18 protein-coding genes and 1 tRNA gene are annotated in these 15,282 nt (G+C 66.1%); 7 read left to right on the plus strand and 12 right to left on the minus strand.

Annotated elements, in window-relative coordinates; translation table 11 throughout:
* Positions 1-49: 49 nt before the first annotated feature.
* Entirely contained in the window at positions 50-1,027 is a 978-nt protein-coding gene (mbfA, locus tag RCAP_RS17150) for an iron exporter MbfA (RefSeq protein ID WP_013069162.1), read from the minus strand.
* A gap of 151 nt (positions 1,028-1,178) precedes the next feature.
* On the opposite strand from mbfA, the gene RCAP_RS19730 reads away from it, so the two are divergent.
* The 3 genes from RCAP_RS19730 to pncB all read left to right on the plus strand — a co-directional run bounded on the left by RCAP_RS19730 (position 1,179) and on the right by pncB (position 3,355).
* Positions 1,179-1,340, plus strand: a complete 162-nt coding sequence (locus RCAP_RS19730; protein WP_023910752.1) for a hypothetical protein — start codon at positions 1,179-1,181, stop codon at positions 1,338-1,340.
* A gap of 100 nt (positions 1,341-1,440) precedes the next feature.
* Positions 1,441-2,046, plus strand: a complete 606-nt coding sequence (gene pncA, locus RCAP_RS17155) for a bifunctional nicotinamidase/pyrazinamidase (protein ID WP_013069164.1) — start codon at positions 1,441-1,443, stop codon at positions 2,044-2,046.
* A 1-nt stretch (position 2,047) separates the two neighbouring features.
* Entirely contained in the window at positions 2,048-3,355 is a 1,308-nt protein-coding gene (pncB, locus tag RCAP_RS17160) for a nicotinate phosphoribosyltransferase (RefSeq protein ID WP_013069165.1), read from the plus strand.
* On the opposite strand, the gene RCAP_RS17165 is transcribed toward pncB, so the two are convergent.
* The 7 genes from RCAP_RS17165 to dapF form a co-directional block, all read right to left on the minus strand.
* A complete protein-coding gene (locus tag RCAP_RS17165) occupies positions 3,352-4,824 on the minus strand; it encodes an inorganic phosphate transporter (RefSeq protein ID WP_013069166.1) in 1,473 nt (490 codons plus the stop codon). The two genes, pncB and RCAP_RS17165, sit on opposite strands and share 4 nt — an antisense overlap.
* A 97-nt stretch (positions 4,825-4,921) precedes the next feature.
* A complete protein-coding gene (locus RCAP_RS17170) occupies positions 4,922-5,368 on the minus strand; it encodes an NUDIX hydrolase (RefSeq protein ID WP_013069167.1) in 447 nt (148 codons plus the stop codon).
* Complete coding sequence (locus RCAP_RS17175) at positions 5,365-6,339, minus strand: phosphotransferase enzyme family protein (RefSeq protein WP_013069168.1); 975 nt, start codon at positions 6,337-6,339, stop codon at positions 5,365-5,367. Before RCAP_RS17175 ends, RCAP_RS17170 begins: the two co-directional genes overlap by 4 nt.
* Positions 6,336-7,598, minus strand: a complete 1,263-nt coding sequence (locus RCAP_RS17180; protein ID WP_013069169.1) for an aminotransferase class III-fold pyridoxal phosphate-dependent enzyme — start codon at positions 7,596-7,598, stop codon at positions 6,336-6,338. Before RCAP_RS17180 ends, RCAP_RS17175 begins: the two co-directional genes overlap by 4 nt.
* Positions 7,591-8,013, minus strand: a complete 423-nt coding sequence (gene arfB / locus RCAP_RS17185) for an alternative ribosome rescue aminoacyl-tRNA hydrolase ArfB (protein WP_013069170.1) — start codon at positions 8,011-8,013, stop codon at positions 7,591-7,593. Before arfB ends, RCAP_RS17180 begins: the two co-directional genes overlap by 8 nt.
* A 91-nt stretch (positions 8,014-8,104) precedes the next feature.
* Complete coding sequence (gene mtaB, locus RCAP_RS17190; RefSeq protein ID WP_013069171.1) at positions 8,105-9,364, minus strand: tRNA (N(6)-L-threonylcarbamoyladenosine(37)-C(2))-methylthiotransferase MtaB; 1,260 nt, start codon at positions 9,362-9,364, stop codon at positions 8,105-8,107.
* A complete protein-coding gene (gene dapF, locus RCAP_RS17195) occupies positions 9,361-10,194 on the minus strand; it encodes a diaminopimelate epimerase (RefSeq protein ID WP_013069172.1) in 834 nt (277 codons plus the stop codon). The genes mtaB and dapF overlap by 4 nt, the downstream gene beginning before the upstream one ends.
* Positions 10,195-10,300: 106 nt before the next feature.
* Here dapF and RCAP_RS17200 point away from each other — a divergent pair.
* The 3 genes from RCAP_RS17200 (at position 10,301) to msrA (ending at position 11,417) form a co-directional block, all read left to right on the plus strand.
* Positions 10,301-10,376: transfer RNA gene (locus RCAP_RS17200), tRNA-Lys, on the plus strand.
* A 92-nt stretch (positions 10,377-10,468) separates the two neighbouring features.
* The gene (gene msrB, locus RCAP_RS17205; RefSeq protein ID WP_013069173.1) at positions 10,469-10,915 is read left to right on the plus strand and encodes a peptide-methionine (R)-S-oxide reductase MsrB; all 447 of its coding nucleotides are present in this window, start codon (positions 10,469-10,471) and stop codon (positions 10,913-10,915) included.
* 4 nt (positions 10,916-10,919) lie between these two features.
* Positions 10,920-11,417 carry a peptide-methionine (S)-S-oxide reductase MsrA gene (msrA, locus tag RCAP_RS17210; RefSeq protein ID WP_013069174.1) on the plus strand — a complete coding sequence of 166 codons (498 nt, stop codon included), beginning with the start codon at positions 10,920-10,922 and terminating at the stop codon, positions 11,415-11,417.
* On the opposite strand, the gene fliP is transcribed toward msrA, so the two are convergent.
* Genes fliP through fliF form a run of 4 tightly spaced genes read right to left on the minus strand, consistent with a single transcriptional unit; the run spans position 11,408 to position 14,699 of the window.
* On the minus strand, positions 11,408-12,130 hold the full coding sequence (fliP, locus tag RCAP_RS17215) for a flagellar type III secretion system pore protein FliP (RefSeq protein WP_013069175.1): 723 nt from the start codon (positions 12,128-12,130) through the stop codon (positions 11,408-11,410). The genes msrA and fliP overlap by 10 nt on opposite strands.
* Position 12,131: 1 nt before the next feature.
* Complete coding sequence (locus RCAP_RS17220) at positions 12,132-12,404, minus strand: FliM/FliN family flagellar motor switch protein (RefSeq protein ID WP_013069176.1); 273 nt, start codon at positions 12,402-12,404, stop codon at positions 12,132-12,134.
* Complete coding sequence (locus tag RCAP_RS17225; RefSeq protein ID WP_013069177.1) at positions 12,397-13,002, minus strand: FliH/SctL family protein; 606 nt, start codon at positions 13,000-13,002, stop codon at positions 12,397-12,399. The genes RCAP_RS17220 and RCAP_RS17225 overlap by 8 nt, the downstream gene beginning before the upstream one ends.
* Positions 12,999-14,699 (minus strand): flagellar basal-body MS-ring/collar protein FliF, encoded by a 1,701-nt coding sequence (fliF, locus tag RCAP_RS17230; RefSeq protein ID WP_050759951.1) that lies wholly within the window; start codon positions 14,697-14,699, stop codon positions 12,999-13,001. Before fliF ends, RCAP_RS17225 begins: the two co-directional genes overlap by 4 nt.
* A gap of 78 nt (positions 14,700-14,777) precedes the next feature.
* Between fliF and RCAP_RS17235 the strand changes: the two genes are divergently transcribed.
* On the plus strand, positions 14,778-15,272 hold the full coding sequence (locus RCAP_RS17235; RefSeq protein WP_013069179.1) for a flagellar basal body-associated FliL family protein: 495 nt from the start codon (positions 14,778-14,780) through the stop codon (positions 15,270-15,272).
* Positions 15,273-15,282 lie beyond the last annotated feature (10 nt).

Consider the following 15,282-nt stretch of genomic DNA (forward strand, 5'->3'; position numbering starts at 1 on the left):
TTGCCCCAAGAAGAAACCCGTGGCTTTTTCCTGGCTCAAATACGCCCTGTCAGCCGCCGCCAATCAGCGCGCCGGCGGCAAAGACCAGCGCGCCGCCCACCACCACCTGCAGCACGGCGCGGAAGAAGGGCGTTTCCATGTATCGGTTCTGGATCCAGGCGATCGCCCACAATTCGACGAAGACGACCACCATGGCTATCGCCGTCGCGGTCCAGAAATCCGGGATCAGATAGGGCAGCGCGTGACCCAGGCCCCCGACCGCCGTCATCACCCCCGAGGCCAGCCCGCGCTTGAGCGGACTGCCGCGGCCCGAAATCACCCCGTCGTCATGCGCGGCCTCGGTGAAGCCCATCGAAATCCCGGCGCCGACCGAGGCGGCCAGCCCGACCAGCAGCGTCGTATGGGTGTCCTGCGTCGCAAAGGCGGTGGCGAAAATCGGCGCCAGCGTCGAGACCGAGCCGTCCATCAGCCCCGCCAGCCCGGGCTGCACCCAGGTCAGCACGAATTGCCGATGCGCCGAGGTGTCTTCCGCAGTCTTCGCCGCGCCGGTCAGATTGTCCTCGGTCAGGGTTTCGGCATGGCGTTCGTGGCGCGCCTCGGCCGCCGCCAGGTCCCCCAGAAGCTTGCGCGTCGCCGCGTCGGTCGTGTGTTTCGCGGCCTGCACATAAAAGGCCCCTGCCGTGCGTTCCATCGCTTCGGCCTCGGCCCGGATCGCCGCCAGCGAGAGATTCGCCGAAAGCCACATCGGCTTGCGGGCGTAAAACCCCGCCACATGTTCGCGGCGAATGAGCGGGATCACCTCGCCGAACCTTGCCCGGTGGCGCTCGATCAGGGCCTTGCGGTGGCCGTCTTCTTCCTCGGCCATGCCGTCGAAGACCGTCGCCGTCGCGGGGTATTCGGCGCGCAGGCGTTCGGCGAAACTGCGGTAGATCCGGGCGTCGTCCTCCTCCGAGGAGATGGCCAGCGCCAGAACCTCGCGCTCGGACAGGTCGGAAAAGCGGCGGCGGTTGGCAAGTGCGGAAAACATGGCGGCCCCAGTTTAGAATGATTCCAACATAGACGCTGTGTCGCATCTTGCAACCGATTGATGTGAACCGTCCAGTTCAATTTGCCCTTGAAAAGCTGAACGACTCGGTTCATATAGCGTCATGTAAACCGATTGGTTCAGATTGGAGACCATGATGAAACGCTTCTTCCTTGGCCTTGCGCTTGTCACGATGACCGCGTCTGCCGCCGCGGCCGGAGGCATGAGCTTCGACCTGCCGCGCCTCGACTTTCCGGGCACCGGCGCCGAGGTCACCCAGACCTGCAACCTGCTGACGCAGACCTGCAGCCAATGAATCCGGCGCAAGCGCCGTGCCCGGCAGCGGCCGCGGGTGGTTGACCCTGCCGCGCCTGCACCCTACGCATGGGCGGCAGGGTAACCGAACGGGGCACAGCATGGGCGGACCGCAAGACGCGCTGATCGTCATCGACATTCAGAACGACTTCTGCCCGGGCGGGGCGCTTGCGGTGACGGGGGGCGACGAGATCATCCCCCGTGTCAATGCGCTGATGGCGGAAGCCCCCGTCACCGTGCTGACGCAGGACTGGCACCCCGCGGATCACGCCTCTTTCGCGGAAAACCACCCGGGCCTGGCGCCGTTCTCGCAGATCGAGATGGCCTATGGCGCGCAGACGCTGTGGCCCGCGCATTGCGTGCAGGGCACAAGGGGCGCGGAATTCCACCCCGCCTTGCGCACCGATGCCGATCTGATCCTGCGCAAGGGGTTTCGGCGCGGCATCGACAGCTATTCCGCTTTCTTCGAGAATGACCGCAAGACCCCCACCGGCCTTGCGGGCTATCTGCGCGAGCGCGGCGTCATGCAGGTGACCCTTGTCGGGCTGGCGCTGGATTTCTGCGTGGGCTGGTCGGCGATCGATGCGGCGAAGCTTGGCTTCACCACCCGCGTCCTGACGGGCGCCTGCCGGGCCATCGACCTGAACGGCTCGCTTGCGGCCGCGCGGGGCCAGATGCTGGCGGCGGGCGTGGGGCTGGAGCCCTGAGATGGTCGATATCGCCACCCGCGTCTACAACCACCGCTGGCAGATCGACCCTATCGTCCGCTCGCTGATCGACACCGATTTCTACAAGCTCCTGATGTGCCAGTCGGTGTTCCGGCACCGTCCGGCAACGCAGGTCACCTTCAGCCTGATCAACCGCACGAAATCCATCCGCCTCGCCGATCTGATCGACGAGGGCGAATTGCGCGAGCAGCTGGATTACGCCCGCGGCCTGCGGCTGACGCGCGGCGAAAGCACCTGGCTGCGCGGCAACACCTTTTACGGCAAGCGGCAGATGTTCCGCCCCGATTTCATGGAGTGGTTCGAGGCGTTCCGCCTGCCGCCCTATCACCTGGAAAAGCGCGACGGCCAGTATGAGCTGACCTTCGAGGGCAATTGGCCCGAGGTGATGATGTGGGAAATCCCGGCGCTGGCGATTCTGATGGAGCTGCGCTCGCGCGCCGTGCTGCGGGGCATGAAGCGGTTTGAATTGCAGGTGCTTTATGCCCGTGCGATGACGCGCGTCTGGGAAAAGATCGAACGGCTGAAGCGGATCGAGGGGCTGAAGATCGCCGATTTCGGCACGCGCAGGCGGCATGGCTTCCTGTGGCAGGACTGGTGCGTGCAGGCGATGGTCGAAGGTCTGGGCGATGCGGCGCAGGGCGGCTCTTTCACCGGCACCTCGAATTGTCTGATCGCGATGCGCCGCGATCTGGAGGCGGTCGGCACCAATGCGCATGAGCTGCCGATGGTGATGGCGGCGCTGGCCGAGACCGACGCGGAATTGCGCCAGGCGCCCTATCGCGTGCTGGAGGACTGGCACGAGGAACACGACGGCAATCTGCGCATCATCCTGCCCGATACCTACGGGACCAAAGGGTTTCTGCAACGCGCCCCCGACTGGCTGGCGGCCTGGACCGGGATCCGGATCGATTCGGGCAACCCCTTCGAGAGCGCGGAAACCGCGATTTCCTGGTGGCAATCGCGCGGCGAAGACCCGGCGAAGAAGCTGGTGATCTTTTCCGACGGGCTTGATGTGGCGCAGATCGAGGCGCTGCATGCGCAGTTCCGCGGCCGGGTCAAGGTCAGCTTCGGCTGGGGCACGCTTTTGACCAATGATTTCCGCGGCCTGGTGGAGGAGGACGAGCTGTCCCCCTTCAGCCTGGTCTGCAAGGCGGTCGCGGCGAACGGGCGCCCGACGGTGAAACTGTCGGACAACCCGGAAAAGGCCACCGGCCCCGCCGAAGAAATCGCCCGCTATCGGCGGGTGTTCGACGTCGGCGCGCAGACCGCGTCGCCGGTCGTCGTTTAACCGTCGAGCGCGTTCATCAGCCAATAAAGCCCGGCCGAGAGCACCGCCGAGGCCGGCACGGTGATGATCCAGGCGGCGACGACCGTGGTGATATGCGAGCGCCGCACCAGAAGCCGGCGCGAGCGTTCCTCGGGCGGGACCACCTTGCCCTTTTGCAGGCCCAAAAGCCGCGCCCGGCGTTCGGCATGCCATTCGCGGTAAAAGCCGACGCCAAAGACGCCGCCCACCGCGATATGGGTCGAGGACACCGGCAGCCCCAGCCACGAGGCGACGATGACGGTGATCGCCGCCGAAAGCGCCACGCAATAGGCCCGCATCGCATTGAGCTTGGTGATTTCCGAGCCCACCAGCTTGATCAGCCGCGGCCCGAACAGCGTCAGCCCGACCGAGATGCCGAAAGCGCCGACCGCCATGATCCAGAACGGCACTTCGACCTTGTCGCTCAGCGTGCCGTCCTGCACCGCATGCACGATGGCGGCCAGCGGCCCCACCGCATTGGCCACGTCATTCGCCCCATGGGCAAAGGACAAAAGCGCCGCCGAGACGATCAGCGGAATGGTGAACAGCTTCTTCAGCGTCTTCTTGCGGTTTTCCTGGCCCGCGGATTGCGCCCGCACCAGCGGCACCGACACGCCCCAGGCCACCAGCCCGACCAGAACCCCGATCAGCAGCGAGGCCCCCAGCGAGATGTGAAGGATCTTCGTCAGCCCCTTGAGCGCCAGATAGGCGGCAAAGGTGCCCGACATGAAGCCGATCAGCATCGGCACCCATTTGCGGGCGGCGGCGATCTTGTCCTCGACATAGATGATCTTGGCCTTGATGAAAGCCAGGAAAAGCGCGGCAAAGATCCCGCCCATGATCGGCGAAATCACCCAGCTGGCGGAAATCGTCGCGATGGCGGGCCAGTTCACCGCACCAAATCCCGCGGCGGCCACGCCCGCGCCGACGACGCCGCCGACGATCGAATGGGTGGTGGAGACCGGCGCCCCCATCCAGGTCGCCACATGCAGCCACAGCGCCGAGGCGAGCAGCGCCGCCATCATCGCCCAGATGAAATGCGCCGCATCGGGCACGGCCTCGGGCGCCAGGATCCCGGTCGAGACGGTCTTGACCACATCGCCCCCGGCAATCAGCGAGCCCGAGACCTCGAAGATCGCGGCAATGATCAGCGCGCCGCCCAGCGTCAGCGCATTCGCGCCGACGGCCGGGCCCATGTTGTTGGCGACGTCATTGGCGCCGATGTTCAGCGCCATATAGGCGCCGATCGCCGCGGCGAAGACCACGATCAGCCCGCCCGGCTGCGCCCCCATCAGGATCGCGGCGAAAACCCCCGCCAGCACGATGAAGGCCAGACCGATCCCCGGCGCCACCAGCGGCCGGGCCACGAATTGCGTCGCCTCTTCCAGAAGACCGATCCGGCTCAGATCCTTGTCGAGCGTCTTCCATTGGTTGATCGGCGGTGTAGCCACGGTCTTTCCCCTGCCCGACGCCCGTCACAAAACTGACAGGCACCCGTTACGTTCGCGCGTGGGTTAGACCGGTTGAGGCGTCAAGGCAATGCGGCTATCACGAAAACGTGCGCAGGATCTGCTTCAATTCGCGTTCCTGCACCCGTTTGGCGGCCGCTTTTGGCGAAACGAATTGTCGCGCCCGCCGCCCGACCTCGGGATAGTCGTCATCCAGCCCTTCGACATCGACGACGAAGCACAGCACCTTGCAGCGCTGTTCAAGCCCGTTCTTGCGCCGCTTCGTGTAGTGAAAGGCGCCGATGGGATCGGCATTCACATGACCGCGCACCCCCGCCTCTTCCCAGGCTTCGCGCAGCGCCGCCTCGGCCAAGGTCTTGCCGCGCATCGGCCAGCCCTTCGGCACGATGCAGCGCTTGGTGTCCAGCGAGGAGACCAGCAGCACCTCGGTCTCCTTGCCGCGGCCGCGCCGACAGATCGCCGCCACCTGCAGCGCCTCGGGGCGGTGGCCCAGCAGATTGCGCAGAAACGGGGGCAGGCCGATCATCCGATCTCTCCCCAGGGGCTGTCGCCCGCCAGCAGCATCCGCGCCAGCGCCACCGCGCGATAGGCATAGGCGCGCTGGCGGCGGCTGTCTTCGGGCGCGCGGGTGACGACCCAACCGGCCGAGACGAAGGCCCGCACCGCAAGGAACAGCGGCAAAAGCGCCAGCTGATCCGCGGGCAGGTCGCGGCGGCGACGATAGCCCGCCACCAGCCGCCGGGCATGCTCGGTCAGCAGCGGGTCGCCCCAGCTTTGCACCAGCGCCGAGGCGAGATCGTAAAGCCGCCAGCCCGGGCCGCAATCGTCAAAGTCGATCAGCCGCAGCCCGTCGCGGGTCATCATCACGTTCGAGCGCAGCGTATCGGCATGGATCGGCCCGAAATCCGTGGCCCGCGGCAAAAGCGCAAGCGCCTTGTCGCGCGCCGCCCGCAGGATCGCGCTTTCCTCGGCGCTCAGCGTCGGCGCCTCCCAGAACCGGCCCAGCCGCGGCGTCTCGCCCAAAAGCGCCTCGGCCGCCCAGCCCGCGCGCGGAAAGGCCTCGGGGCAGGCGCCCGCGTCGGTGGCATTGTGCAGATCGGCAATCAGCGCGCCAAAATCCCCGGCCCGGGCCAGCACGGCGGAATTTTCCAAAGGCGCGACGGCCTCGCCCAGCGGCCGCCCCTCGATCCAGCGCAGGCAGGAGACCACCAGCCCGTCGACCATCGCCACCCAGGCACCATTCGCCGCGGGCAAGGGCTCGGCCACCGCCACGCCAGCATCGCACAGCCGCGCCGACCAGGCCAGTTCGGCGGCGATCGCGGGGGCATCCTGATAGCCGGGCCGGTGCAGCCGCAGCGCGGCCTTGGTGCCGCTGGGCAGGATCGTGCCGAAGACGATGTTTTCCGACCGCCAGATCAGCTGCAAGGGCGCACCCATGCACAGCCAGGCGCGTTGCGCCTCGCGGGCCAGATCATAAGCGGCGGCATCTTCCATCATGCGGGCATCTTTCGCAAAATGGCGTCGAGCGTCTCGACCAGTTGCGCGGCATTCGCGCGTGAAAACGGCATCGGCGGCCGCATCTTGAGGATATGCTGCCCGCGCCCGACCCGGCCCAGAAGGAGGCCCGCATCCTTGGCCGCCTCGACCACCCGGCCGCAGAACTCGGTCGCCGGTTGCCCGTCGCGGGCAAATTCGATGCCGAAGAACAGGCCGAAACCGCGGGTGTCGGCGATCAGCGGATGGCGCAACTCGCGCAACAGGCCCAGTGCGTAGGCGCCGACCTCGCGGGCGTTTTCGACCAGACCCTCGTCCTCGATCACATCCAGCACGGCACTGGCCGCAGCACAGGAGACCGGGTTTCCGGCAAAGGTGTTGAAATAGCCAAAGGCGTTGCGAAAGGCCGCCATCACCTCGGGCCGGGCGATCACCGCGGCGACCGGGTGGCCATTGCCCATCGGCTTGCCCAGGGTCACCACATCGGGGGCAAAGCCGAGGAAGTCATGCCCCCACCAATGCGTGCCCACCCGGCCGAAGCCCGGCTGCACCTCGTCGCACAGGATCAGGCCGCCCGCCCTGCGCACCACCTCGACGGTCGGGTCCAGAAAGCCGGGGCCGATGCCGGGCGTCCCCTCGTTGGCGAAGATCGGGCAGAGCATGATCCCGGCGAACCCATGGCCTGAAGCCTCCAGCTCGGCAATTGCCCGGGCCACGCCCTCTGCGAAAGCCTGCGGCTGCGCGGCAAGTGATCCGCCCAAGGGCGCCAGACTGTCGGGCGCGGGCACGCGGCGGATATGGGGCGGGTAGCCGCCAATCGGCGGGCGGCGCGTGGAGAGATGCGCCACCGCCGTGGTATTGCCGTGATAGGTGTTGTCGGTGGCAATCAGCCCGGTCTTGCCGGTCATCGCCTGCGCCATCCGCAGCGCGACATCATTCGCCTCGGACCCGGTGCAGGTCATCAGCATCTGGTTGAGATCATGCGAAAACTTCGCGGTGAGCCGCTCGCCATAGGTCAGGATGCCCTCGTGCAGATAGCGGGTATGGGTGTTCAGAACCGAGGCCTGCGCCGCAATCGCCGCGACCACGCGGGGATGGCAATGGCCGACATGGGCGACGTTGTTGTAGCAATCCAGATAGCGCCGCCCGGTGTCATCAAACAGCCAGACGCCCTCGCCGCGCACGATCTGCAAGGGGCGCTCATAAAAGGTCGGCACATTCGGCCCCAAAAGCCGCGTGCGGCGGGCCAGCAGGTCACTCATCCTCGCCCACCCTGCCCCGCAGCGCCTTGACCTCGCCCCGCACCGTCTTCGCCGCCAAACGCCGCCGCTGACTGCCGAGCGTCGGCTTCGTCGCCACCCGCCGCTTGGGCGCCACCAGCGCCGCGCGGATCAGCTCCACCAGCCGCTCGCGCGCCAATTCACGGTTGCGCAGCTGGCTGCGCGTCTCCTCGGCGCGAATGACGATGGCGCCATCCAGCGTCCATTTCCGCCCCGCCAGCCGCTTCAGCCGCGCCTTCACCGGGGGCGTCAGATGCGGGCTGCGTTCGGCCTCGAAGCGCAATTCCACCGCGGTCGAGACCTTGTTGACATTCTGCCCCCCCGGCCCCTGCGAGCGCGTGAAGCTTTCCGACAGTTCCCAGTCGGCAATCGCCAATGTGTCATCGATCCACAGCATGGGCCCAACCTAAACACCGATTCGAAAAACAAAAGCCCCCGGCCCTTCATCTTGCCGAAAATATCCCGGGGCGCGGGGCAGAGCCCCGCTCTCAGGCCAGCAAACGGGCACCATCCTGCCCGGAAATGCGCAAGGACATCACCGTGCCCTCCGGCATATCACGATCAAACGACACTTCGGTGAAATACTCGGTCCGACCCAGCCGCGGCCCCTCGGTCAGCACCTCCCGCAGTTGCCCCACCTCGGCTTGCAGATGCCGGACAAGTGCCGCATCGCCCGCCGCGCGCAGCCGTGCCGCCCGGTCCTTGATCACGGGCCCCGCCACCCGCGGCATCCGCGCGGCGGGCGTGCCCTTGCGGGCCGAATAGGGGAAGACATGCAGGAAGGTCAGGCCGCAGTCCTCGACCAGCCGCAGGGAGTTTTCGAACATCTCTTCGGTCTCGGTCGGAAAGCCCGCGATGATGTCGGCGCCAAAGACGATGCCGGGGCGCAGCCGCCGCGCCTCCTCGCAAAAAGCAATCGCATCGTCGCGCAGGTGGCGGCGCTTCATCCGCTTCAGGATCATGTCATCGCCATGCTGGAGCGACAGATGCAGATGCGGCATCAGCCGGGGCTCGGTCGCAATCGCCAGCATCAGGTTGTCATCCGCCTCGATGCTGTCGATGGACGATATCCGCAGCCGCGCCAGATCCGGCACCAGCCGCAGGATCCGCATCACCAGATCGCCCATCCGCGGCGCCCCCGGCAGATCCGCCCCCCACGACGTCAGATCGACCCCGGTCAGCACCACCTCGGCAAAGCCGCGATCGACCAGCCGCTTGATCTGCTCGACCACCACGCCCGCGGGCACGGATCGCGAATTGCCGCGGCCAAAGGGGATGATGCAGAAGGTGCAACGGTGATCGCAGCCGTTTTGCACCTGCACATAGGCGCGGTGCCGCCCGAAGCCGTCGATCAGATGCCCCGCGGTTTCCTTGACCGACAGAATGTCATCGACCATCACCCGCTCGGTCTCGCCGATGAAATCCGCGCCCTTCGGTGCCAGCGCCGCCCAGGTCTCGGGCTGCATCTTTTCATGGTTGCCGACGACGCGGGTCACCTCGGTCATCGCGGCAAAGGTCTCGGGCTCGGTCTGCGCGGCGCAGCCCGTGACGATGATCGCCGCACCGGGGTTTTCCCGCGCCAGCTTGCGGATCTCCTGCTTGGCCTTGCGCACGGCCTCTGCCGTGACGGCGCAGGTGTTCACCACGACCGCGCCGGAAAGACCGGCCTGCGCGGCCAGTTCCTTCATCGCCTCGGTCTCATAGGCGTTCAGCCGGCAGCCCAGCGTCGAGAAAACCGGCGGCTTCATAGCGCGGCAAGGAAGGCGGGGGACAGTTCCGCCGCGAAGACCAGCGCGGTCGGGCCGGTCATCCAGACCCCGTCCTCGCGCCAGTCGATCTCCAGCCGCCCGCCATCGACATCGACGATCACCCGCCGCCCGGTCAGCCCGCGCAGATGCGCCGCCACCGCCGTCGCGCAGGTGCCCGACCCGCAGGCCAAGGTGATGCCCGCGCCGCGTTCCCAGACCCGCATCCGCAAATGATCGGGGCCAATAAGCGAGGCGAATTCGACATTGGTGCGTTCGGGGAACAGCGGGTGATGCTCGATCTTCGGACCCAGACCCGAAACATCGGCCGTTTCGGCATCCTCGACGAAAAAGACGCAATGCGGATTGCCCATGCCGACGGCGACGGGATCGCCGGTCAGCGGCAGCGCCAGCGGATCGGCCGCCACGGGAATCGCGGCGGGGTCCAGAATCGGGGCGCCCATGTTCACCGACACCAGCCCGTCCGCGCGCCGTTCAGCCGAAAGCCGCCCGCGCGCCGTGGTCAGCGTCACGCGGTCCTTGCCCAGATCGCGCATCATCAGATCCGAGACGCAGCGCGTGGCATTGCCGCAGGCGCCCGCCTTCGAGCCATCGGAATTCCAGAATTCCAGCGTGAAATCCGCGCCTTCGGCGGGCAGAATCACCGCAAGCTGGTCGAAGCCGACGCCGCGATGCCGGTCGCCCAGCGCCCGCGCCAGCGCAGGCGTCACCGGGTTTTCACCGCTGCGCGCGTCGATCACGACGAAGTCGTTGCCAAGGCCGTGCATCTTCAGAAAACGCAGGCCGGGTTCGGAAAGGGGTCTGTGGTCCATGCGCGCCCTCTACACCCCGTCTGCAGTTTTTTCCAGTGCTGCGATTTTTTTCGCGTTTTGGCCCTTGACCCCCCCGGCACGGACCAGTAGAGACCGCCGCAGTGATGGGCCGTTAGCTCAGTTGGTAGAGCAGCTGACTTTTAATCAGCGGGTCGCAGGTTCGAATCCTGCACGGCTCACCATCACTCTCCCCGCGGATCGCGAAAAGAAACAACCCCTTCGGGGGCTGGACTTTTTGCGCCCCCGGACCATCTGGGCCGCAGGAGGCCGAAAGATGGACAAGAAATATCGCAAGACCCCCGAAGCGCTGGCCCGGCTGACGGCCGAGCAGTTCCGCGTGACGCAGGAAAGCGGCACCGAGCGCGCCTTTACCGGGGCATTCTGGAACACCACCGACCCCGGGCTTTATGTCGATGTGGTCTCGGGCGAGCCGCTGTTTTCCTCGCGCGACAAGTTCGAAAGCGGCTGCGGCTGGCCCTCGTTCACCCGGCCGGTCGTGCCCGCCCATGTGACCGAGCATCGCGACGTCAGCCATGGCATGATCCGCACCGAAGTGCGCTCGATGCATGGCGACAGCCATCTGGGCCATGTCTTCCCCGACGGCCCGCGCGATCGTGGCGGGCTGCGCTATTGCATCAACTCGGCCAGCTTGCGGTTCATTCCGAAAGATCGCATGGAAGCCGAGGGTTACGGCGACTGGCTTGCGGAACTGGAGGGATAAGCGGATGCAAAAGGCGATACTGGCGGGCGGCTGCTTTTGGGGCATGCAGGATCTGATCCGCAAGCTGCCCGGGGTGATGTCGACCCGCGTCGGCTATTCGGGCGGCGATGTGGCGCAGGCCACCTACCGCAATCACGGCACCCATGCCGAGGCGATCGAGATCGTCTTTGACCCGGCGCAGATCAGCTTCCGGCGGCTGCTGGAATTCTTCTTCCAGATCCACGACCCGACGACGCCGAACCGGCAGGGCAATGACATCGGGCTGTCCTATCGCTCGGCGATCTTTTTCCTGGATGCCGAGCAGGAACGCATCGCCCGGGACACCATCGCCGATGTCGACGCCTCCGGCCTCTGGCCGGGCAAGGTGGTGACCGAAGTGGCCCCGGCCGGGCCGTTCTGGCAGGCCGAGCCGGAGCATCAGGATTATCTGGAGCGGATCCCGAACGGCTACACCTGCCACCGGATCCGCCCGAACTGGGTGCTGCCGAAGCGTCAGGAATAACTGCGCACCAGCGCGCCCGAAAGCAGAACCCAGCCGTTCGCCACCACGAAGAAGGCCAGCTTGAACGGCAGGGCCACGACGGCGGGCGGCACCATCATCATCCCCATCGACATCAGGATCGCCGAGACGACAAGGTCGATGATCAGGAACGGCAGGAAGACCAGAAAGCCGATCTCGAAGGCGCGGGTGATCTCGGAGAGCATGAACGAGGGCACGAGGATCGACAGCGGCGCCTCGCGCGCGGTGCCGGTGTAGGTCGCGCCTTCGCGGATCGCGGCGAGCTGGGTGAAGGTCTCGGGATCGGTGCGGCCCGCCATGAAGATGCGGAACGGCTCGACGCCGCGTTCAAAGGCGGTGACGATGTCGATCTTTTGCGCGATCAGCGGCTCGATCCCGGCCTGATAGCTGGCCATGAAGGTCGGCTCCATCACGAACCAGGTGAGAAACAGCGCCAGGCTGATGATCAGCATGTTCGGCGGCGATTGCTGCAGCCCCATTGCCTGGCGCAGGATCGAGAGCACGGTGACGATGAAGGGAAAACACGTCACCATGATCGCCAGCCCCGGCGCAAGGCTCAGAAGCGTGATCCCCGCGATCAGGATCAGCGAGGAATTCGTCAGGCTTCCGTTCCCGCCCATGTCGAGCGTGATCTCCTGCGCGCCCGCGGGCGCCGCAAGGATCATTAACGTTAATGCAAGGGCAAGAACGCGCATGTCAGAGCCCGTTCTGCAGATCGACGACTTCGGTCAGGCGCACGGCCAGCTGACCGTTCGAATCGCCTTCCATCTCGGTCAGCTCGCCGCGGGCGATGAGCTTGTCGCCGACGTAAAGCTCGACCGGATCCTCGACCCGGCGGTCGAGCGGCAGGATCGAATCGCGCTTCATCCGCAGCAGATCGCGCACCAGCGGCCGGGCCTTGCCCACCGAAATGGTGATCTCGATCGGGACTTGCGAAAACGGGTTGCTGGACGGGGCAGTGTCATCCATGAGCGGCCTCCTGTTGGCTGGCGCTGAAATAGGTGTCGATCGCGTCGGCGATCAGCCGGATCACCCCGTCAAGGTCGATCCGGGTCTCGGTTTCGGCAAATTTGAGATAGACCTGACCTTCGCCAAGGGTCGTGTCGCCGGTGAAGACAAGCGGCAGGCCGGAGCTTTTGCCCAGAACCTCCTCGATCACCGGCAGGCTGAGCGGGCTGGCCAGAATGGTGATCGGCACCGAGGTCGCCGATTCGGCCAGCGGCTGCAGCTGCTCGGCCACCATCTGCGCCAGCGTCTGCCGCGCCATCGCGGGCAGCAGCTTCGCCGCGATATCGACCAGCAGCGGGCGCAGCGCCATCAGGATCTCCTGCCGCGCCTCGTGATAGGTGAAGGACAGCTCCTGCAGGTTCTGCCCGAGGTCCGAGCGCAGCTTGGTGCCCTCGGCCTCCTGCGCCGCGACGGCATCGTCCCAACCGGCGGCGTAGCCCTTTTCAAAGGCCGCCAGACGTTCTTCCTCGAAGGCGCCGGGATCGATCTCGATCTGCGGCGGCGGCGGCGGGGCCGGTTCCGCTTCGAAGGATTCCAGCCGAACCCGGTTCCGGATCATGCCCGTTCCTCCGCCTCATCCATCCAGCTGCGCAGGATCTCGACCGATTCGGCCTGACGTTCCTCGATCAGCTTCTTCAGACGTGCCACCGGATCGCTGGCCTGACCCGACTCGCCGCCCATGCCCATGTCGCCGAAGTTGCCGGTGCCCATGGTCATCGGCATGTCGCCGATGTCGAAATCGGAGACCACGTTCATCGACCCGATCGGCATGTCGCCATCGGCGATCTCTCCGGTCAGCGCCCGGCCGGTGCCTTCGTCCGAGCCGATCATGCCGCCGGGCAGGTTCATCGCCCGCTCCGCCTCGGCTGCCGCCGCGCGTTGCGCCAGGATCGGTCGCATCACGAACAGGCCGAGAATCAGCGCCACGATGGCAAGCACCGCGATCTTGATCAGCTGCATCGTATCAAGCGGCGCCGAGGCAAAGAGGCTGCTGGTCGCCTCGGTGCCGGTTTCGGCGAGCGGCTCGAAGGCCATCGAGCGGATGGTGATGACGTCGCCGCGCTTTTCGTCGAAGCCCACGGCCGAGGCCACCAGCTCCTTCAGCGCCGCCAGTTCCTCGTCGGTGCGCGGGGTGATCGCCGTGACGCCATTCGCGTCCTTGCCCTCGACCCCGTCGACCAGAACGGCAACGGTCAGGCGCTTGATGTCGCCCGGATTGCGCAGCACTTCCCGCGTCGTCTCGGAGACTTCGAAATTGACCTGCTCGCGGGTTTCCGAGGCCTGGCTTTGCGATTTTCCGCCATTCGCGGCATCGCCCTGCGGCAGGTTCGAGGCCACGGTCACCGCACCCGGCTTGGTGTCGTCGGATTTCTCGGAGCGCTCCTGCGTCTCGGTCGAGATCGCCACCCGGCTGTCGGGCTCGATCCGCTTTTCGGTGATCGCCTCGCGTTCGGTCACGGTCTGCACCGACACTTCGACCACGGCATTGCCATAGCCGACCCGCGCCTCCAGCAGCCGCTCGACATTGCTGCGCAGCTCCTCGGCCCGGTCGTTCGCGGCCGGGTTGAAGACGTCATCGCCGGTCGAAATCAGCCCCGCCACCGAATCGATGATCGAGACATCATCGGGGCTCATCCCCTGCACCGCGGAAGACACAAGAAATTTCAAAGCCTTGGCATGGGTCGGCGAAAGCCCGCCCGAAGCCGTCGTCACGGTGACCGAGGCGGTCGGATGGTTTTCCTTGCGGAAGGACTGCCCTGAAGGCGCGGCAATATGCACCCGCGCCGCCCGGATCATCGGATTGGCCACGATGGTCCGGGCCAGTTCGCCCTCTTTCGCGCGCCAATAGGCGGCATCGAACATCTGCGAGGTGGTGCCAAAGCCCGACAGGCCGTCAAGCAGCTCATAGCCCGCCCCGCCCGTCGCCGGCAGACCCTCGCCCGCCAGCGCCATCCGCAATTCGTCGCGCCGCGCGGCATCGACATAGATCGAATCGCCCCGCACCTCATAGGGAACCGCGCGGGCGTCCAGCGCGGCCACCACTTCCCCGGCACGCGCCCCTTCAAGACCCGCATAGAGAAGCGCCATGTCGGACCGGGAAGCGAAGCTCGACAGCGCCAAGATCGCCGCAAACATGAGAATAGTCGCCCCGGCCACAAGCACGCGTCGCGTCGTGTCCAATCCTTGCCATACGGCCATCAACTGCTGCAAGACGCACCTCCATCGAGCGGACTTCTGCCCCGTCGTCCTGCGCATCTTTCTCCGATCGCCCTTAACAATCGGTTAGTGGGTCCAAGGGTATAGCAGGATGGATCGAAGAAATCGGGGACCGCCATGGCCGAGCCAGAAGCTGAAGGCGAAGAAGCGCCAAAGAAGAAATCGAAACTGCCGATTCTGATCGGGCTGGTGCTGATGCTCCTGCTCGGCGGGGGGGCTTTTTACGCCGTCTACTCCGGCATGATCCTTGCACCGGCCCATCCGGAGGGCGCCGAGGCCGCCGCCGAGGAAGAGCATCCCGAGGCGACCGAGCCGCAGATCGCCTTTGTCGCGCTTGATCCGATGGTGATTTCGCTGACCGAGGGCAAGGCGCGGCATCTGCGGTTTTCCGCCCAGCTTGAAGTGCCGCTGCTGAAGCAAAAAGAGGTCGAGCTGCTCAAGCCGCGCGTGATGGATGTTCTGAACGGCTTCCTGCGCGCGGTCGAGGTGAGGGATCTCGAAGACCCCGCCGCGCTGTTGCGGCTGCGCGCGCAGATGCTGCGCCGGGTCCAGATCGTGGTCGGCGAGGGCATGGTGAACGACCTGCTCGTGATCGAATTCGTGATGAACTAGGGAGAGAAAA

Source organism: Rhodobacter capsulatus SB 1003, assembly GCF_000021865.1.
Lineage (GTDB): Bacteria > Pseudomonadota > Alphaproteobacteria > Rhodobacterales > Rhodobacteraceae > Rhodobacter > Rhodobacter capsulatus_B.